The organism is Microbulbifer thermotolerans (assembly GCF_900112305.1).
Lineage (GTDB): Bacteria > Pseudomonadota > Gammaproteobacteria > Pseudomonadales > Cellvibrionaceae > Microbulbifer > Microbulbifer thermotolerans.
The window spans coordinates 40960-60594 of record NZ_FOKT01000007.1 but is presented as its reverse complement, the minus strand read 5'-3'; the positions used below and the strand labels follow the sequence as shown (position 1 = coordinate 60594).

The 19635-nt window shown below is 59.0% G+C and carries 17 protein-coding genes; 11 read left to right on the top strand and 6 right to left on the bottom strand.

The genetic code is table 11. The annotated features are described in order from the left end of the window. The first annotated feature begins 19 nt into the window (after positions 1-19). From rsxC to BM155_RS12235, 5 genes are all read left to right on the top strand, one after another. A complete protein-coding gene (rsxC, locus tag BM155_RS12255) occupies positions 20-2095 on the top strand; it encodes an electron transport complex subunit RsxC (protein ID WP_083421199.1) in 2076 nt (691 codons plus the stop codon). Between the two features lie 97 nt (positions 2096-2192). Continuing rightward, entirely contained in the window at positions 2193-3251 is a 1059-nt protein-coding gene (rsxD, locus tag BM155_RS12250) for an electron transport complex subunit RsxD (protein ID WP_074903436.1), read from the top strand. After that, positions 3251-3925, top strand: a complete 675-nt coding sequence (rsxG, locus tag BM155_RS12245) for an electron transport complex subunit RsxG (protein ID WP_074903434.1) — start codon at positions 3251-3253, stop codon at positions 3923-3925. Before rsxD ends, rsxG begins: the two co-directional genes overlap by 1 nt. Next, on the top strand, positions 3925-4635 hold the full coding sequence (locus BM155_RS12240) for an electron transport complex subunit E (protein ID WP_139223254.1): 711 nt from the start codon (positions 3925-3927) through the stop codon (positions 4633-4635). The genes rsxG and BM155_RS12240 overlap by 1 nt, the downstream gene beginning before the upstream one ends. A 280-nt stretch (positions 4636-4915) precedes the next feature. After that, positions 4916-5623, top strand: a complete 708-nt coding sequence (locus tag BM155_RS12235; RefSeq protein ID WP_067151343.1) for a TetR/AcrR family transcriptional regulator — start codon at positions 4916-4918, stop codon at positions 5621-5623. Between the two features lie 77 nt (positions 5624-5700). Here BM155_RS12235 and BM155_RS12230 read toward each other — a convergent pair whose 3' ends face one another. After that, positions 5701-6843 (bottom strand): SO2930 family diheme c-type cytochrome, encoded by a 1143-nt coding sequence (locus BM155_RS12230; RefSeq protein WP_074903429.1) that lies wholly within the window; start codon positions 6841-6843, stop codon positions 5701-5703. After that, positions 6836-8149, bottom strand: coding sequence for a parallel beta-helix domain-containing protein (locus tag BM155_RS12225; protein WP_074903427.1), 1314 nt, complete (start codon positions 8147-8149; stop codon positions 6836-6838). Before BM155_RS12225 ends, BM155_RS12230 begins: the two co-directional genes overlap by 8 nt. Positions 8150-8428: 279 nt before the next feature. Between BM155_RS12225 and BM155_RS12220 the strand changes: the two genes are divergently transcribed. After that, on the top strand, positions 8429-8917 hold the full coding sequence (locus tag BM155_RS12220; RefSeq protein ID WP_067151334.1) for a hypothetical protein: 489 nt from the start codon (positions 8429-8431) through the stop codon (positions 8915-8917). A 33-nt stretch (positions 8918-8950) separates the two neighbouring features. Here the strand turns inward: BM155_RS12220 and BM155_RS12215 are convergent, their stop codons facing one another. The 3 genes from BM155_RS12215 to BM155_RS12205 form a co-directional block, all read right to left on the bottom strand. After that, positions 8951-9565: a Yip1 family protein gene (locus tag BM155_RS12215; RefSeq protein ID WP_323054041.1), complete on the bottom strand. Its 615-nt coding sequence runs from the start codon at positions 9563-9565 to the stop codon at positions 8951-8953. Between the two features lie 135 nt (positions 9566-9700). Then, on the bottom strand, positions 9701-9922 hold the full coding sequence (locus tag BM155_RS17320; RefSeq protein WP_067151328.1) for a hypothetical protein: 222 nt from the start codon (positions 9920-9922) through the stop codon (positions 9701-9703). 30 nt (positions 9923-9952) lie between these two features. Beyond that, positions 9953-11023, bottom strand: coding sequence for a branched-chain amino acid aminotransferase (locus tag BM155_RS12205; RefSeq protein WP_067151325.1), 1071 nt, complete (start codon positions 11021-11023; stop codon positions 9953-9955). A gap of 596 nt (positions 11024-11619) precedes the next feature. On the opposite strand from BM155_RS12205, the gene BM155_RS12200 reads away from it, so the two are divergent. After that, positions 11620-12918, top strand: coding sequence for an energy transducer TonB (locus tag BM155_RS12200; protein WP_067151322.1), 1299 nt, complete (start codon positions 11620-11622; stop codon positions 12916-12918). A gap of 62 nt (positions 12919-12980) precedes the next feature. On the opposite strand, the gene BM155_RS17115 is transcribed toward BM155_RS12200, so the two are convergent. Further along, on the bottom strand, positions 12981-13529 hold the full coding sequence (locus BM155_RS17115) for a hypothetical protein (RefSeq protein WP_139223253.1): 549 nt from the start codon (positions 13527-13529) through the stop codon (positions 12981-12983). Between BM155_RS17115 and BM155_RS12190 the strand changes: the two genes are divergently transcribed. The 4 genes from BM155_RS12190 to BM155_RS12175 all read left to right on the top strand — a co-directional run bounded on the left by BM155_RS12190 (position 13513) and on the right by BM155_RS12175 (position 19595). After that, complete coding sequence (locus tag BM155_RS12190) at positions 13513-14403, top strand: hypothetical protein (protein WP_074903423.1); 891 nt, start codon at positions 13513-13515, stop codon at positions 14401-14403. The two genes, BM155_RS17115 and BM155_RS12190, sit on opposite strands and share 17 nt — an antisense overlap. Positions 14404-14420: 17 nt before the next feature. Next, positions 14421-15632: a hypothetical protein gene (locus BM155_RS12185; protein ID WP_139223252.1), complete on the top strand. Its 1212-nt coding sequence runs from the start codon at positions 14421-14423 to the stop codon at positions 15630-15632. 56 nt (positions 15633-15688) lie between these two features. Continuing rightward, positions 15689-17245 carry a tetratricopeptide repeat protein gene (locus BM155_RS12180; protein WP_074903421.1) on the top strand — a complete coding sequence of 519 codons (1557 nt, stop codon included), beginning with the start codon at positions 15689-15691 and terminating at the stop codon, positions 17243-17245. 259 nt (positions 17246-17504) lie between these two features. Then, on the top strand, positions 17505-19595 hold the full coding sequence (locus BM155_RS12175; RefSeq protein ID WP_074903419.1) for a PEGA domain-containing protein: 2091 nt from the start codon (positions 17505-17507) through the stop codon (positions 19593-19595). Positions 19596-19635 lie beyond the last annotated feature (40 nt).

Here is a 19635-nt window from a genome sequence, read left to right as displayed (position 1 = left end):
CGCCCGAGAAGCGCAGCTGATCGCCAGCGATCAGAAGCGGCAAAAAGCCCGCGCACTGCGCCCCAACGATTTCCCCGGAGGGGTCTATCCACCGGAGAACAAGCACCAGTCTACCGGCGAACCGATCGGCAGTATTCCGTTGGCGGAGCAACTGGTGGTGCCGTTGCTGCAACATACAGGTTCCACCGCCATTCCGCTGGTCAAGTTGGGGGAGACAGTCCTGAAGGGCCAGAAAATCGCCGAGGCGGACGGGTTGATCAGTTGCAGCTTACACGCTCCCACCTCTGGCAAGGTAGTGGCCATAGAGCCGGCTGCGGTGCCACATCCGTCTGGCCTGCCGGCCGACTGCATCACTATCGACGCCGACGGTGAGGACCGCTGGTGCGAGCTGCAGCCCTGCGAGGACTTCCGCCGGTTTACGCCGGTGGAACTTCTGGAAAAGATACGCGATTGCGGTATCAGTGGCATGGGCGGCGCCGGTTTCCCCACAGCGGTCAAGCTGGACCCCCACGGCGGTGTCGAGATAGACACACTGATTATTAACGGCACCGAGTGCGAACCCTATATCACCGCCGACGATATGCTGATGCGCGAGCGCGCGGAGGAAATCATCGCCGGGGTGGAGATTATTTCCTATATCCTCGACGAGCCGGAGCGGGTGCTGATCGGCATTGAGGACAACAAACCTGAGGCCATAGCGGCGATGCGCGCGGCCGCCGAGGGCACGCGCTTTGATATTGTGGTTTTCCCCACCAAGTATCCATCCGGCGGCGAAAAGCAGCTGATCCAGATACTCACCGGGCGCGAAGTGCCCAACAAGGGGCTGCCCGCCAATGTCGGCATTGTGTGTCAAAACGTGGGCACCGCCCGCGCTGTTTACCGCGCGGTGCGCTTTGGCGAACCGCTAATCAGCCGTGTGACCACGGTGGTAGGCAAGGCGTTGGAGCGGCAACGCAATATCGAGGTTCCCATTGGCACGCCGATCAAACATATCCTCAAGGCGCACGGTGCCCACCGGGGACTGATGCAAAAGGTGATCATCGGCGGCCCCATGATGGGCTATACCATCGACGACACCAGCGCACCGGTGATCAAAACCACCAACTGCCTGCTGGTGCCCACGGTGGAAGAGCTGCCCCCAGCGCCGCCGGCCCAGGCCTGTATCCGTTGCGGTTTCTGTGCCGAGGCCTGTCCGGCGTCGCTGCTGCCGCAGCAGCTCTATTGGTATGCGCGCGCAGACGATCACGAAAAGCTACAGGCCTATAACCTGTTCGACTGTATTGAGTGCGGCTGCTGTTCCTACGTGTGCCCCAGCAGCATTCCCCTGGTGCAGTACTACCGCGCCGCCAAGGGCGATATCCGCACCGCCGAACAGGAAAAGGAAAAGGCCGACCGCGCCCGCGAACGCTTCGAGTTCCGCAAACTGCGGATGGAGCGGGCGGAGAAGGAGAAACAGGCCAAGCGGGAAGCCCGGCGCAAGGCTGCCGAGCTGGCGCGCCGACAGCGCGAGGAGAGTGGTGGCGCAGAGGCGGAAGCCGCACAAAAAGAGGCGGATCTGGTGGCCGCGGCCCTGGCGCGGGTGAAAGCCAAACAGGCATCTCCGGAACAGCAGCTGGCCCGAGCCCAACGCTCGCTCACCAGCGCGGAGGGCCGCGTAGAGCGGCTGCAACAAAAGCTGGAAGCGGCGGAAGAGAAGCAGCGCGACCAGTTGGCGGCACAGCTGAAAGCCGCCGAACTCAAATTACAGGAAGCGCGGCAAAAGCTGGCCGAGGCTGAACGCCAGGCTGAAACTGCGGCCGAAGCGGGCAGAGAAAGCACTCCCGGGCAGGACGATCCCCAGGCGCGAGCGCAAAGTGCGATTGAAAAAGCCAAAGCGGCGGCCGCTGCCCGCGCCGCCATGAGCCCCGCCGAAAAGCTGGCGGGGGAGATAGACGCGCTCAAGGCTCGGGTGGAAAAGGCCCGAGCGCGGCTGGAAAAAGCCTGCTCCGCCGGGGATGCCAATGTCGAGGCATTCGAGAAAGCGCTGCAAAACCTGCAGCAGAAACTGGAAGCTAAGCTGCGCGAGCAGAAACAAGCGGGAGAGGAAAAGCAATAACCATGCACACACGCTGCCTGTGCCTGCCGAGCAGGCTGTCAGATTGTTCCATGACCGGCACTCCGCCGTCGCCGGCGCACACTAACGGGTTCCGCGTATGTCCCTGATGCGCGCCACCTCTCCCCACGCCCGTGCCGGCGACAGCACCGCCAAAGTGATGCTGCAGGTGGCAGCCGCCACCCTGCCCGGCGTGTTGGCACTGGTGATTTACTTCGGCATCGGCGTTCTGATCAATATCGCGCTCTGCAGTATCACCGCCCTCGCCTGCGAGGCGGCAATCGTAAAACTGCGCCAGCGCCCTGTCGCCTTTTACTTGAAGGACTGCAGTGCCTTCGTGACCGCGCTGCTGCTCGGTATTGCCTTGCCGCCTTACTGCCCCTGGTGGTTGCCGGTAATCGGCGCCTCTACCGCTATCGTGCTGGCCAAGCACCTGTACGGAGGCATGGGCTATAACCCTTTTAATCCGGCAATGGTGGGCTATGTGGTACTGCTGATCAGCTTCCCGGTGGATATGACCCGCTGGGTGGGGCCGGCGGAAATTATCAACGGCGCACCCGGTATCGACGAAGCACTCAGCCTGGTATTCGGTTTCGGCGGCTACAATGTGGACGGCTTTACCCGCGCCACGCCGCTGGACATAGTGCGCCTGAACGAATCGGTACTGCTGTCACAGTTGTACGCGACGGAGCCAGTGCTGGATCAAGGCACAGTTGCGGGACTTGGCTGGGAGGCGGCCAACTTCGGCTTCCTGATCGGTGGCCTTTTCCTGCTGTTTCGCCGTGTAATCACCTGGCATGCGCCTGTTGCCATGCTGGGAACCCTGACCCTGATGTCTCTGCTTTTCTATGACAGCGGCAGTTCCCTGAGCGAAGGGTCACCGATGCTACACCTCTTCTCCGGTGCAACCATGCTCGGGGCCTTTTTTATCATCACCGATCCAGTCAGCGGTGCCACCAGCAATAAGGGGCGCCTGACCTTTGGTGCCGGTGTCGGGCTGCTGGTTTACATTATCCGCGCCTGGGGCTCCTACCCCGACGCGGTGGCCTTCGCAGTGCTGTTGATGAATTTCGCCGCCCCCACCATCGATAACTACACGCTGCCGCGCACGTACGGCCACAAGTCCGCGCGCCGCGCCACCGATCTGGAGGAGCGCTGATGCTGAAACGGTCGATGGCGAGCAATGCGCTGATCCTGGGGATTTTTGCCCTGGTCACCGCCGGTACCCTCGCAGTAACCCAAATCACCACCCGCGAGCCGATTGAGCGCGCGATACGCGAGGCTTCCGCCAAGGCGCTATTGGAGATCATCCCCCTGGACCGCCACAGCAACGACATACTGGTGGATACCTATCCCATTCCCAAGGCTTATTGGAATCAGCTGGGACTGAGCACGGGCGGTGAGATCAATCTTGCGCGGGAGGAAGATGGCAGTATCTCCGCGGTCATTATCCCCGCCGTGGCGCCGGATGGTTACTCTGGACCGATTTCCCTGCTAGTGGGCGTCAACCGCGATGGCACTATAGCTGGCGTGCGAGTTACCGCTCACACCGAAACCCCCGGCTTGGGCGACAAGGTGGACCTGAAGAAGAGCGACTGGATACTGCAATTCAACGGCCTTTCCCTGCAGGACCCACCTATAGACCAGTGGAAGGTGCAAAAAGACGGCGGCGCCTTCGACCAGTTCACCGGCGCCACTATCACCCCCCGCGCAGTGGTTAACCAGGTGCGCCGGGTACTGGAGTTTGTCGCCAGCCACCGCGAGGAAATTTTCAGCGCACCGGTCTCCAAGCGCGCGGTGGAAGTGGAACAGCCCGAGAAGGAGAAACAGTGATGACAGCGCCCTACGGCGAAATCAGCCGCAACGGTCTCTGGAGCAACAACCCTGCACTGGTGCAGCTGTTGGGGCTGTGCCCGTTGCTGGCGGTAACTGGTTCGGTAGTCAATGCCATCGGCCTGGGACTGGCCACCACTGGCGTACTCACCTGCTCCAACCTGGCGGTTTCCCTGGTGCGCCGGCAGATGCCAGACACGGTGCGCCTGCCCGCTTCGGTGATGATTATCGCCACCTTCGTCACCTGCGCCGAGCTGCTGATGAAAGCGTTTACCTACGAACTCTATCTGGTTCTGGGCATTTTTATTCCGCTGATTGTCACCAACTGCACCATCCTTGGCCGCGCCGATGCCTTTGCCAGCAAAAACCCGGTGCTCCCCTCGCTGGTGGATGGTTTCATGATGGGGCTAGGATTTACCCTGGTACTGATCACCATCGGTGCAGTGCGTGAAGTTCTCGGCCAGGGCACCCTGTTCGCGGACATGGATCTACTGCTGGGGCCGATGGCCGCGGACTGGACCATTTCGGTGATGGGGCCGGACTACCCAGGCTTTTTGGTTGCCGTACTGCCGCCGGGCGCCTTTTTGGTGGCAGGTCTTTTGATCGCAGCCAAAAACACCATCGACGCCAGTATCGAACGACGCCGCAGCCAGCAAATAAAAGTGATGCCGGGCGCCAAGCGGGTCAGGGTAACCGGCAAGATCACCTGATACCCAAATGCGGGCCCTCTACAGGCCCGCCATGAAATTTCTTCCCCGCACCAGAGCCATCCCCGCGACTGCCGATTGCAGAACTTTTCCTGTCGATTTTTTTCCGCGGCGAAATTCAATCCCCTCACAAATTGCCCGTGTAATGGCGTGTAATCGCCTGTAATAGCGTGTGCTTAATTGTCCCTTTTATACAGTAGCCATTTGAAGTTGTTCCGCTAGAATTGGACGCACGATCCAATTTAAAGATCGCCAGTTAACAATAAAAAATAAGGAACCCGCTATGACTATGGACATTGGAAAGTCTGAACTGGTCTATCACGGTCGTCGCGCCCAGCGCGCGGACAGCCGCCAGCGCCGCAAAGCAATACTCGAGGCGACACTGCGGCTAATCGTGAAAGAAGGTATTCGCGGTATACGCCACCGCGCCGTGGCCCGAGAGGCCAATGTTCCTCTGGCTGCCACAACCTATTATTTCAAAGACCTGACCGACCTGATCAGTGACTCTTTCACCTACTTCGTTGAGCAGGGGCTCGAGCAGACGCGCCAGCTTCAGGATGACAGCTTTGCCGCCGCCCGAAATCTCTCACCGGAAGAGCGTGCATCCGGCAACGGGCGTAAACTGCTGATTCAGCAACTGACCCGCTTTATCCTCACCCATGTGCGCGCCCAGGCCGGAGACAGGGACCGCCGCCTGATTGAGCTGGCTTTTCGCAACGAGGCACTGCGCAACGAACAGCTGACCCGCGCCATTCGCATGGCCAACCACTCCACAGAATTGTTGATTCAGGAGTTTTTTCAGCTGCTGGGACTTACCGATCCCCAGGCTGCCGCACAGATAGTGCACGGTACTATCCTCAATCTGGAATACCAGATTATCAGCGGCGCTGTCGCCCTGGACTCACCGCTGCTGGAGCGCACCGTCACTATGATGATCAAGGCTCTAATTCCCGCCACCATTCCGGTCGCGGAACTCGAAAGGCCGGCCTGACAGACCGCCGCGGCATTGGCAGAAACAACCGCGGCGTCACTGTCATTGTACGCGGACAGCGCTGGCGCAGAGGCCACTTACGAGCAATTGCCCGGCATGGCCGCGATCCACTCCCGCAGCAGCGCCACTCCCTCCTCGTGCACTAGGCTGCGGCCCAGCTCGGGCATCATAGCGCCGGGATCGGTACTCTCCACACGGAAGGTAAGAATCGAGTCTTCCGGGTGTCCAGGCACTATCGCAAAGCGGCGATCTCCACTACCGGTACCCGCCGCCACCGGCGGCTTGCACAACCCCAGACGACGCCGATCCTGTTCACTGTGGTGCAGCATCAACCCCGAAGTATCCGCAGCCCCCGCCGGATTGTGGCAGTGGCCGCAATTGATATCCAGGTAGGCCCGAGCGCGCATTTCCAGCGGCAAGTCGGCATCCGCAAAGTCGGCGTTGCGCGGTATTGCCTCAAATGCCGGCAGACCGCTGAGATAACCGATCTGCTGCCAGTGCAATAACTGGTTCTGTGCACCACTGGCATAGGCATAGTCCTTGTTCAGATGGCGCGCACGAGGGCCCAGGGGCGCGATGGCCTTCTGGGTGTGATTGTCGGCGTGACAGCCCGCGCACTGGTTTGCATCCGGTACCACATAAGTGAATGGCTGACTCGCGCCACCGTCGCTAGCCAGCCGCATGGGGCTGGCGTCACCGGCGATCTCCAGCGTCGCGTCCGTCTGCTCGGCGTTCCAAACATAGGGCAGCGCCTGCCAGCCGTCCGCACGCTTGACCAGTACACGGGTTTCCACCAGGTGTACCCTATCTAGTGCAAGCGCTTCACCGGCCTTGCCTTCCACGTAGTCACGGCGGTAGTCATCCGTGCGCAACACGGTACCATCCGGCCCTTTCGGGTAATAAAAGGTTTTGGTAAGCACCGTGCCCACCGGATAGTCAAAGCGCTCTTCTCCATACACTGCGGAAGTACCCGGTGGCATCCACACCGTGCGCAGTTTGTGCGCATAATCGGTAAACAGCGCCGTATTTAAATCATAGGGCGTCACGCCCCGGTTCAGGGTCAGTTCTTCGTCGATCGCTTCGACGATATGCCAGTCACTCAGCCGCTCAGGTACGGCATCGCGCGCATATAAAGTGACGTCTTGTCTGGCTGTATCACACCCGCTCACAACAAGAGCGAAAAGCGGAGTCAACAGCAGACCGCGGATTATGTTACGCATCGGCGGCCTCGGTTTGTGCAACATCATTTTCCCCTATTGCCGGCTGATCGAACTCCAGCACAATTTGCGGCAATTTTTTCAGGCTGCAGCGGTGCGGCGATATATCGGTGGAAATATTCTTAAATCCGTTGGCAGCATCAACGTTAATAATGCCGGCATCCCCATTATCGACACATAATTTCAGGTCATCAGGAAGCTCTCCGTCGACCATTTTGGCATCGTCCATCACACCGTCCCACAAAATATCCGGCAAGCTGCCGCTCAAACCGAATTTTGCAAGCTTCAGTGCTTTTAACTCCAGGTGGTCCGGGGATTCTCCACCGCCGCTAAACTGATTGTCGTAGATATAAATTGCTTCCGGATAGGGGTCAAAGGATTCCTGAGTAGACTTGTCACTGTAGTAACCGGCAGTGAAAAAGCTGCTCACAATAATGTTGGCTGTGTCGTTATCGGAAATTTCGTTGTTGAAAATTTCCACCTTATCGTTGGAATTAATCACGATACCAGAACCCGCGGGTACCGAGGCAACCGGCGTACCCTCGTGGCCGAAGTTTTCCGTGTTGTTTGCAAACACTTTGTTGTTGAATACACGGGTACTGTGACCGGGCTGCGGCAGGTTGGGCATATTGAAAACCAGTATGCCGCCGGTATTGTTAGTAGCTACATTGTCATAGACATCCGCACCGATCGTGTTTTCTATTTCGATACCAGCTACGTTGTACTCCGCGCGGTTGTTACGGACGATCACATTTTTTGACTGCCCCACGTAGATACCGGCATCTGAGGCGCCTTTAACCACTGCACCCTCCACCAAGGTATTTTGTGTCTGTACCGGATAAATACCGTAGGCGCCATTTTCCGTAGCGGGACCGTTGGTCCACTCGACGCGGATATTGCGGATGATGATGTTCTCACCCTCGTTTACCTTCAGGGCATCGCCGATGGTGTCCTCCAGAGCCAGGTCTTCAATCGTGAAATTACTCGCACTCACCAATAGGCCTTCAGCGCCCTGAATCTGATCCTTGAAGGAGAGGATGGTTTTATCCATACCGGCACCGCGGATGGTCACATTGTCTACGTTCAGGGAAAGACTGCGGTTGAGAGAGAAATTGCCGGCGGGCAGTTCGATGACATCACCGGGCTTGGCGGAAATCAGTTTTTTGAGGAGTTGCTTCTGAAAATCAGCGGAGGCAGATGCTTGAGGGGAATCAGCCTCACCGGCTTTCTTTTCCGGGGAACAGGCCGTGGCCAGTACAAGGGCCAACGCCACGCCCGCTATCCCCCTGATATGGGCTGCTGTCTTCATGGTGTTTTCCTTTTATTCGAGTTATTTCGGATGACAGCGCAACGCTACCGGGAAATCTGGCATTAATAAGTACGTTTGTACCAATTAAGCCGCGCAAAAAATAGCTGGCTGCCAGCGTGAACTGATACTATCCAATCGGTCATAGGGCATCAAGGCACTTTCCGGACTGTACCGTTTCCACTTGCCCCCGCCAGCCGGCACCTGTAGTGTCACTACCGGTCCCCCGTGCATGCGCCGTTTTGCAAAAAAATGGTCGGCCGCTAATACACACTGTAAAAAATGAAACGCATTGCCCTCTCTTTAGCAGCGCTCATCACCATCACCCCTGCCCTCAGCGCATTGGCGGTGGAAACCCTTCAGTTGAAAATTGTGACTCCCAGTGGAGACAGCTATGAAGTGCAACAGGCGCTGGGGAAAGAATTTGAATCTTTCGCCTCGGGTGTTATTACCGCTGAAACGGCGCCGCGGGAATATTTGGCGATCCGCTGCGACGGTCCCTGGGGGGCGACCAAATACCGCGTTCCGCTCCACAGCGGTCCTGGTTATCTGCTACGCGCAAAAGGGAAGCGACTATTGCTGCAAATTGTGGAGCATGTGGTGATCAGCGAGGACGAAACAATCGCGGCAATGTCTGTACATTGCATTGATACTAAACCGCGACAAGTTGTGAAATCCGTGGCAGAAGTTGAATTGGAAAGAGGCAGTTCCGCGACGCAGCGATTGCAGCTGGCCAATGATTACCTGCTGGAGTACCACTATACGCCATAACAGGCAGGGCCGAAGCCCCACCCGATTGCCAGATCAGTGAAATACCGGGGCGGCGACAAAACTCCAAAAAAGCACTGTCCCCACCATTACCATCACCGCCACCACAAGGGAGACAGTGACGATCGCGCTGGAGAACAGAAAACCCCGCTCTTCGGACACCCCCATCACAATCGGTATCCCGAGGTACAGCAGATAAACGGCGTAAGCGGCCGCTATCGTGGCGAGCAGGATATCCAGCCACAGCACCGGATAAAAACCGGCGGCTCCCGCGATAAAAATCGGTGTCGCGGTAAAACCGGCAATAACCATTCCCTTCATTGGATACGACTTGGCACCGTAAGTCTTGGCCATCCAATGAATAAAATAACCGACGGCCACCACGGCGAAAACCATGGTGCAGTAGAAAACCGCCACCAGGGATAACGCGCTGTTGCTGGTGATACGGACCGGATCGCCACCGTCGATACTCCACCCTACTCTGGTAGTGCCGAAATACCAGGCCAATGCCGGCAACAGTGCCAGCACAATAACGTAGGGGATCTGCCTGCGAAGGTTTTTTTCCGGCAAACTGCCGATCAGTTGCCACTGCTTGCGCGGCTGTATCAACAACCCGAACATATGGATCAACATCCCGATTTCCTCACTCATTGCAAGGAACCCTGGGTGCGACCTGAGAAGTTTCCAAAATACCGTTATGTGTGCCCCTATCTGTGTCTGTCGGCCACAATCAGGCGCGCACCTTGTTTTTCAGAAACTTCCGACTTGCTCAATTTGATCTGGGAACTACTTGTCAAAATGAGGAATACCGCTAAAAGGCCATTCCCTGAGTTCCAGTTCATTTTTTATTGTGTCGATACAGTTGTAGAAAGTTCGGTCACGCAAGTCAACGACTGCACAGAGATTGGCATCAATGATTGCAATTTCGTTTCTACAGGAAACAGCTACGGGAAGAAAAGTAATATTAATTGCCCCTCCGGGGCGCATAAAATAATGCCGCATGCGCATACCGCCGCGCCTGCGGCATCATAGACGGAGTCAGTCAATACTGACCACTTCCACCGGATGCATCCAGCCGAACTTGTCCTCGGCCCGGCCCTCTTGAATATCCAGTAGCATCTGGCGCAGGCGCTCCGCCACCGGACCGGGGGCTTTCGCCAGGGGGTATTCCCTGCCGCCATCGCCGAACAGGCTAATCGGGCTGACAATGGCGGCGGTACCGCAGGCAAAGGCTTCATCGCAACTGCCCTCCGCCACCTGCCCCAGCAATTCGTCGATATCAATGGCGCGCTCATGCACCGTGTAACCCATGTCCCGGGCCAGGTCGATCAGGGAGTCCCGGGTAACGCCTTCCAAGATCGATCCGCTCAGTGCCGGGGTATGTAATTCCCCATTGATAACCGCAAAGAAATTCATACCAGACAATTCGTCCACCGTATTGCGGTTGCCTGGGTTCAGCCACAGGGATTGGTCGTAGCCGCGCTCCTTGAGACGCGCGACGCTGCGCAGTGATGCGGCGTAATTGCCGCCCACCTTGGCGTCTCCGGTCCCCCCCAGTGCGGCACGACTGTCTTCGCGCTCCACCCAAAGGCGCATATTGCCGGCGTGGTAGGCTTCTGACGGGCTGGCGATCACATAGAATTCATAGGAGGTGCTGGCGGAAACGCTTAAATCCGCCTGGGTGCCAAACAGGAAGGGGCGCAAATAGAGAGACTCTCCGCTGGTAGCTGGCACCAGGTTGGCGCAGTAAGCGGTAACCGTACGCACACCGTCCATAAACAGCGCCTCCGGCACCGGTGGCATGCACAAGCGCGCGGCGGAGTGCGCCATACGCGCGGCGTTGCGCTCGGGGCGGAACAGGCTGACGCCGCCCGCCTGGGTACGGTAGGCCTTCATGCCCTCAAAACAGGACTGGGCATAGTGCAATACCTTAGCTGCAGGATCCAGCGCCAGGGGCGCATAGGGGACCAGCTCCCCCTGGCTCCAGCAGCCATCCTGACAAACAGCGCGGAACATGACCGGCGCCATCACAGTGCCAAAGCCCAGTTTCTCTGGCATCTCGAATCCGCGCAGACTGGCCGCTACGGCTGGGTCTATGTATATGCTCACCGGCACCTCCTCTTATTTCAGTAGGCCGATTATGGCGCTTGCAGCACTGTAATCCAAATATCCACTCCGTTACACCGCCTTTGAACGCAAAACACAAACGGATTATCCCCAGCGCCTAGGATAAATGTTTCGGAACCCGTGACCGTTTCGTGCACCGGCGTCCCGCGCCCGGGCAAATTATTGGCAGCCCCTTTTCCGATTCCCCTCCGTTAAGCCGGTGCAAGCGCGGCAGGAGTGCTAAACCGATTAGGTGGTATTGCACCCGTTCACAAATCCTAAGCCCTGCTGTTGTGTTTCACGCCTCCGCCGCCAGGACGCGAATCGCCGTGGCTATACTGCTAAATACGCATCAGAGGCGTCAGATAACTAGTCTCTGGCGCGGACGTGCAGGCGACGACACATACTCGAACCGCACGCCGCCTACCTGCCACCGGAAATAACAGACTCCGGGCACTGTCAGGGAGTTGTGAGAGGACCACACTTTCAGGGAGAAAAAATCCGCGCGGCCAAGGCCCGGGCGGAGTTCGTGCCCGCCTTTCCGCGCCTCAGGCACGGGAAAGGGTTGTAGCAAAACATGGAACGGAAGTGGTTCAATCGTGACACAGACAGATACCAGCAACACCCTTGCTATCGGCTTGATGTTTACAGCCACAGCTCTGCTGTGTGGCAACACCCACGCGGATTCCGGTGTCTCCGAGGCCGCGGATACCTATGCCCCGCCGCCAGCCTATATCAAAGCGGCATCGACACCACTGGAGCCCCCCAAACGAAAGTTGCGGCCGTCGCAGGCCGTGGAAAGTTACCGCGAACGCATTGAGGAAATGGAAACCATGTACGGTGCCTACGGCGCCGGCATGGACGAACAGCTGCTGGGGCTCGGCACTGCCCTACAGGAAGCCGGCGCCCATGAGGAGGCCATCAGTCAATTCCGTCGCGCCATGTTGATCAGTCGGGTCAATGAGGGGCTCTATTCCCTGAGCCAGATTCCCATGATTGAACGCATGATCGAAAGTCAGATTGCGCTCAACCAGTGGGAAGAGGCCAACGACAATCAGCAATACCTCTACTGGCTGCACGCGCGCAATTACGGTGAAAAAGATCCGCGGATGTTGCCGGTGATCAACAATCTGAGCCGATGGCACCTGCAAGCCTATGTCGAAGAAAAGGGCGGCACTTTGTTTGAACACCTGATCAGTGCCACCAACCTCTACCAGCTGGCGGTGGATATCATCACCCAGAACTTCGGCGCCAACGACCTGCGCCTGGTGGAGGCCCTGCGCGGTCTCAAAGCCACCAACTACTATCTCGCCACCTATGAAGGCGAGCCCCAGCCGCCAGTCGTGGTCAATACCAGCTTCGGCAGCGGAAACGTGGATGCGCAGCGCCGCTCCAAGCTGGATCACTACCGCATGAACAGCTTCAGTTCGGGAAAAAACGCCATAGCGCGTATCGTTGATGTCTACCAGAAAAACCCGCAGTCGCCACCGGCGGCTTCCGCCAAGGCCAAGGTGGAGTTGGGTGACTGGTACATGATGTTCAATAAATGGCACTCGGCCCGGCAAACCTATGGCGAGGCCTATCAGGCACTCTGGGACAACGGTGCCACTAACCGGGAAATCGAGGATATCTTTGGCCGCCCGGCAGCGCTGCCGGCACTGCCAATGCTGGAGGAAGATCCCAACACGCCGGCGAACGCCTACGTCACCGTGGCCTACGATGTCACGGCCTTCGGCAAGGCGCGCAACATCCGCATACTGAACGCCTACCCGGAAGACCGGATTAGCATCCGCTCACGGGTCCGCAGTGTATTAAAGCGCGCCAAATTTCGACCGCGATTCGAAAACGGCGAGCCCGTGGAGACAAAAAATATTGTGCAGAGATTCGTTTTCGACTGACGCAAACGACCCCCAGGGGACCACTGATGAATTCGCGCTTTAGTAATAAGTATCCGGCGGAGCTACAGGGAAGTACTCGTGCGTTTTCGAAATATCCGTCCTATTGCCTGAGCGCCCCGGAACCTACCATTGGGTTCACGCGAATTAATCAGAGGTTCCCTAGATATTTGACGCCAGATTACACGCCAGAAACAAACCGCAAACAACCGCTGTTGTCGAACCAGTATTCGCGCAACACAGCCAAGTGAGTGAATGCCCAGGGCCACCGCTACAGCGAACCCCCGCCGCAACAACAACGGCGGGACATTCAGGAGAGAAACAATGACACTACGGAAAGCGGTACACAAACAGGCGCACAGGGGCACCGCCTGGCGCACACTGACATCGATAGTGGTATTGGGCGCTTTGATCGCCGGTTGCAAAAGCCAGCAGACACAGTCGCAGCCGCCGGCCCAACCATCCCCCTCACAGTCCTCAGCCAGTTCGCCTTCCCAGTCGAGCGCCTCGTCCAGCAGCAGCTCATCGAGCCGCAGCCAACCGCAAACCGCGAGCAGCATGCCATCGAGTAGCTCCGCCAACCAGCCCAGCCAGGGGATGCCGAGCGTCAGCACCGCCAGTAGTCAACCGCAATCCCTGCCGGGTATAGAATCCAGCCGTAGTGACAGCGCGGCTTCCCCCAGCGGCGCACAGGACTCCGCACCGGCCAGCTCCACCCCCGGCGACAGCATGCCAGACCCGGCGGACCGCTCCGCTAGTCCATCGGCACCGGTTTACAGCGAATCAGAACAAAATCCGCGGGACAACCGCATGCCCCCTGACCCGTCCACCGATAGCCAGGGCGAGCCCCCGGAGGATATCGACTTTTCCGAGGAAGAAGCATCCGCATCTACTGCCAGCAGCACCGCCTCTGCTAGCGCCTCTGCCAGTGCCTCAGCCAGCGCTGCGAACAGTAACGACTCCGGCCAGCCCAGCGGCGCCGGCAGCCGTGGCGGTGACGCGCCCAGTGAGCCGCCCGCCACTGCCGCCGAGCGGGTCGCGGAGCTGGAGAGCCAGTTTGAATCCACCATGGCAAGCTACGACGGCATGATCCTGCGCCAGCGCGACTATGTGCGCAACCGCCCCGCCCCTGCCGGGGAAGAAGGGGAGGAGCCCGCGGACGAAGCGCCACCCGGAGAGTCACTGGAAGATCTGATCGAATCCGCCGAAGCCGAATTGCCAGCGCCTCCAGGCGGCCCCGAGGGTGGCGGCCCTGGGCAGAATAATTCCAGCGGACAGGCCACCGGCCCGGGCCTGCCCACCCCCGGGCGCATGGGCGAATACGACCACAGCAACTCCCCCATCGTGGTTCCCGCGGACATTCCCAATGGCAATGATGACGACGTAGTAGCGCGTCAAATCCGCGAGGCGGCCATGCGGGAATCGGACCCGGAATTGCGGGAAAAACTGTGGGAGGAATACCGAAAATATAAAAAAGCGCAGAAGTGACCGCGGAGGACATGCGTATGTTTTTTTCCAAACCGTCTTCGTGCCGCAAACTGCTCGGAAACTGCCTGCTGCTCGTTGCTGCACTGACTGCCGGCGCCTGTACCACCACCGAAGTGCGCACCACGGCCTATACACCGCTCACCGTGGAAGACGCCACTATTCCCGAGGAGCGCCTCCTGGACGTGGGCATAGTGCAGTTCAACCCGGGCCTGGATACCGCGGAAGTCGATGAGGATCAGCTGGTGTTCCCGGAATTGCGCCAGGCGGAGTCCCGATATATCGCCGTCACTCTGGCGGAATCCCTGCAACAGAGCCTCGGCTGGGGCGCGGTGCGGGTCATTCCGAGTGAACGCACCAACATCGATGTAACCGTCACCGGCCGTATCGTGCAGTCTGATGGCGAAACCCTGACCCTAGATGTCACGGTGACTGATTCCCGAGGCCAGCGCTGGTTCAGCAAACAGTACAGCGAGCTCGCCTCCCACTACGCCTACGACCGCAAACACCCCACCAAGGGTGACGCCTTCCAGGGGATCTACAACCGCATCGCCAACGACATGCTGGCCTACCGAAAAAAGCTCTCTGACCGGCAAATCGCGGAGCTGCGCACCATCTCGGAAATGCGCTTCGCGCGCAGCTTTTCCCCCGATGCCTTTCAACGCTATCTGGTACAGGGGGAGGACGGCATCTACCGGCTGACGGCTCTGCCAGCGGAAAACGACCCCATGCTGGAACGGGTGCGCCGCATCCGCGAGCGCGACTACCTCTTCGTGGACACCCTGCAGGATTACTACGGCACCTTCGTCAAATCCATGGAAGTCCCCTACCAGGAATGGCGCGCCATGAGTTATGAAGAGACCAAGCAAATGCGCGAACTGAAGCGCAAAGCCCGCAACCACACCATCCTCGGCGCGGCAGCCATTATCGGCGGCATCGCCGCCGCCGGCTCCGGAGGCGGCAGCGCCCGCGCGGCGGGCCAGGTGGGTATTGCCGGCGGAGGCTACCTGATCAAAAGCGGCTTCGACCGCCGTGCGGAAGCCAAGATGCATATAGAAGCACTGCAGGAATTGGGCGATTCAATAGAGGCGGAGGTGGAGCCCCAGATCGTTGAGCTGGAAGACCGCACCGTAACCCTGACCGGTACCGTGGAAAACCAATACCGCCAGTGGCGCGAGATCCTGAAACAAATTTACGAAGCGGAAACCGGCATGTTGGAAACCAGTATTTAAATACAGGACCGGACGCACCTCCGGTCCCATAAAAAAAGACAGCGAACGGCACCACCATGCAACACCGCGATCCATCCTCACAAGACAGCAGCGCCATCCAGCCCGCGGAATTTCGCTTCCCAAGCGATGAACGCCCGCAAATGGCGCAAACTTCTCCGAGAGCAGGCAGCAAAACCCCACACCCGCAGTTTCCGGTCGCAATCACCGGTGCCCTGTTGCTTTCCGGACTGGTGGGCGTATTTTGGTTTCTGCCGCGCATAGTGGAAAAACCCACGCCCCGCTCACCGGTGCCCACCACTGCGGAACAGCCCGCAGCCAGCGCGGAGCACATTAAAGCTTCCCCATACAGCGAGGCGGAAATCGCTCAACAAAGGCGTCAGGTGCAACAAGTGCTGCAGGAAATTCTTATCCTGCAGGAGGAGCTTCAGGAAAGGCAGGTCGAGGTGTGGGCTGAGGATGCATTTGTCGCCGCCAGGACACTGGCGGAACAGGCAGACGGCATCTACCGGAAGCGCCGCTTTATGGAAGCGCTGGAAAAATACCGCGAATCCCTAACTGCATTCCAGCAACTACGCGACAGCATTCCCGAACGCATCGAAAAACATTTGGCCGAAGGTCATCAGGCGCTGGACCATGGCAATGCCGAAGCCGCACACAAGGCCTTCGACCTAGTGCTGACGATTTCCCGGCAACACCCGCGCGGCGTCAAAGGCAAAGAGCGCGCGGAAAAACTGCCTCAAGCCTGGCAACACTACACGGCCGGCCAAAAGGCCTTTGCGGAAAATCGCCTCGATCAGGCGCGGGAACAACTGCAAAAAGCATTGGCAATAGACCCGCAAACGCGGCCCGCCAGCGAGCTGCTCCCGCGGGTAGAGTCCGCCATCACCGAGCGCGATTACAGTGAGGCTATGTCCACGGGCTACGCAGCCATCGCCAGCGAAGATTTCGCCTCCGCCGAAGCGGCTTTTCTGCGCGCACAAACACTGAAACCCAGCGCCACGGAACCCTCCATCGGCCTGCAGCAGGCCCGCAACGGCGCCGAGCAAAAACAAATAGAACAGCTGTTCGCCCGCGCGCGCACTCAGGAAGCCGAAGAGGATTGGCACGCTGCGCTCGATAGTTATGCCGCGCTGCTAAAAAAAGACGCCAGCCTGGTGGACGCCATCACCGGCAAGGCTCGAGCCCAGGCTCGCGCACAACTCGATGACCAGCTGCGCGAACTGCTTGCGGACCCACTCAGCCTGAGCGGCAGTAAACGCAATCAATACGCGCGGCAAGTACTCGCGGACGCGCGGCGGGTAAACAACGGTATAGCCTCCTCACGGCTGCAAAAACAGATCGAGACATTGGAAAACGCTATTACCCAGGCGTTGATTCCCCGACCGGTACGCCTGCAATCGGACAGCAACACCAATGTCGCCATCTATCATGTCGGAAAGCTGGGCAATTTCGACGAGCGCGAAATCGCACTCAAACCCGGCCGCTATATTGCCGTCGGCACCCGCGAAGGCTACCGCGATGTACGACGGGAATTTACCGTGGTCCCAGGAGAGGAAATACCGACAGTCATCATTCAATGCGCTGAAAAAATAGTTGGTGCCAATAACAGCTGATCTACCGAACAGAGCCCGCACTCCACACAGTTGCTCAGAGATTGACCGCAGACAGCCAAATTTGGACAAAAGCGCCAGTCCGGTACGCGCGATAAGATGATTTTTACGCCGAATGGCGCACGAAAAATCAAAGGGATCACACCGGCAAGCTAAGCTGTAGTGCACAGTAATAGGCTCGCGGGTCGCCTCTGCACCTGCGACTGTGACTTGCACGGCATTCGCGATAAACCGATAAGTGCGCAGTAACAGGGAATCATAAATGACAGCGAAGGAAGCAGTACCCGTTCGCGGCAGCGCCCGAACAGACGATGATTTTCCGGTGATTCGCCCCGCCGACTTTACCCCCGCGCAGGTTGAATCTGGCGGCAAGAAACGCTTTTTGTCCCCGCGTGCCCTGACAGTTTCCGGCTGCCTTTTGCTGAGCCTGATGATCCTGCTGTATCTGCTGATCGCCCGCTCCCTGATTTTTGAAACCCAACCCCCCGATGCCGATGTCAGTGTCAGCGGCTTCGCCCTGCCCCTGGGCGATGGGCACCTGGTACTCCCCGGAAATTACAAATACACCATCAGTGCTCCCGGCTACCGGCCCAAAAGCGGAGAAGTAGAAGTGCGAAAAGAGGGACACAGCCGCCACACCATCGCTCTGGAGCGGCTGCCGGGACACTTGCAGGTCATCAGCGATCCCCCGGTGCCGGTGCGCATACTGGTGGATGGCTCCGAAGTGGCCAGCGAAAACGGGCTGGCAAAAAATATTCCCCCCGGCCCCAAACGCATCACCCTGCTCAGCGAGCGCTATCTCCCCTTCACCCGCGAAATCGAAATCGAGGGTCTGGACAACACCCAAGAGCTGCGGGCCCAGCTCCGCCCCGCCTGGGCCAATGTGCGCATCAACAGCAACCCGCCGGGCGCCACTGTCAGCGTCGAAGGCAAGGTACTCGGCACCACTCCGCTGAACGCGGAACTGCTGCAGGGCGACAGAGTCATCCGCCTGTCGCTGCCGCGCCACAAGACGGTAGAGATTCCCGTGGCAGTTACCGCCGGGGTAGACCAGACACTGGCATCCGTGGACCTCAATGCCGCAGACGGCATAGTACATGTGGTCAGCAATCCCGTGGGCGCGAGTGTCACCGTCAACGGCGAATTCCGCGGCCATACGCCGCTCGAATTGGAACTCTCCCCCGGTAGTGAACACCGGCTGCGCTTCTTCAAAAACGGCTACGCATCGGTGGAGCGCACCATCAATGTGGATTCAGGACTGGAGCGGGATCTCAACATCACGCTCGACCCTGTATATGGCCGCGTACGAATCACCAGCAGCCCCGAAAACGCCCAGGTCTACATCGACGGCAAACTCGCCGGCACGACCGGGGAAACCTTCAATTTGCCGGCGCGCAGCCACAACATTCTGGTGCGCAAAAGCGGCTACGAGGACTTTGAGACGACGGTTATTCCCAGCGCCAAACTGGAGCAGAGCATCCGCGCCGTTTTACTCACCGCGGAAGAAGCCCGCTGGAGCAAAATACCCACAGAGATCACCCACCCGGCCGGCGGCACCATGAAGCTGATGCGCCCCAACGCCCAATTCACCATGGGGTCATCCCGCCGTGAACAGGGCCGACGCGCCAACGAAGTGCTGCGGCAAATCGCCCTCACCCGCCCTTTCTACCTCGCTGTCACCGAAGTGACCAACCGCGAATTCCGCCGCTTTAAACGCATGCACAGCTCAAGCCATGTGAATGGCATCAGTCTGGACAATGACAATCTGCCGGTAGTGAACATCAGTTGGACCGATGCCGCCCTCTTCTGCAACTGGCTGTCCGAGCGCGATGGACTGCAACCGGTATACCTGACCGAACGCGGCCGCGTGATCGGCTTCGACGGTGCCGCCACCGGGTACCGGCTGCCCACCGAAGCCGAATGGGCCTGGGCAGCGCGCTACGAGCGCGGCGCCATGCGCAAATTTCCCTGGGGCGACGACCTTCCAGTGCGGAAAAATTCCGGCAACTACGCCGACAGCCAAGCCGCCCGCCTGGTACCGGCGGTACTGCGCACCTACGACGACCGCTATGCGGCCACGGCCCCGGTGGCCAGCTTCGCGGCCAACCACCTGGGGATTTACGACCTGGGCGGCAATGTCTCCGAGTGGATTCACGACCTGTACACCATAGGCACCGGACTTTCCATGCGCCGCGAAGAAAACCCGGTGGGCCCTCAGGACGGGGATTACCACGTTATCCGCGGCTCCAGTTGGCGCCACGCGGGCCTCACGGAGCTACGCCTTGCCTATCGCGACTATGGCGCCGACCCCAGGGATGACGTCGGCTTCCGCGTGGCGCGGTGGGTAAATTAGGAAGACCGGATAAATGCGCCCCGGAACCGACAAAAGCCCC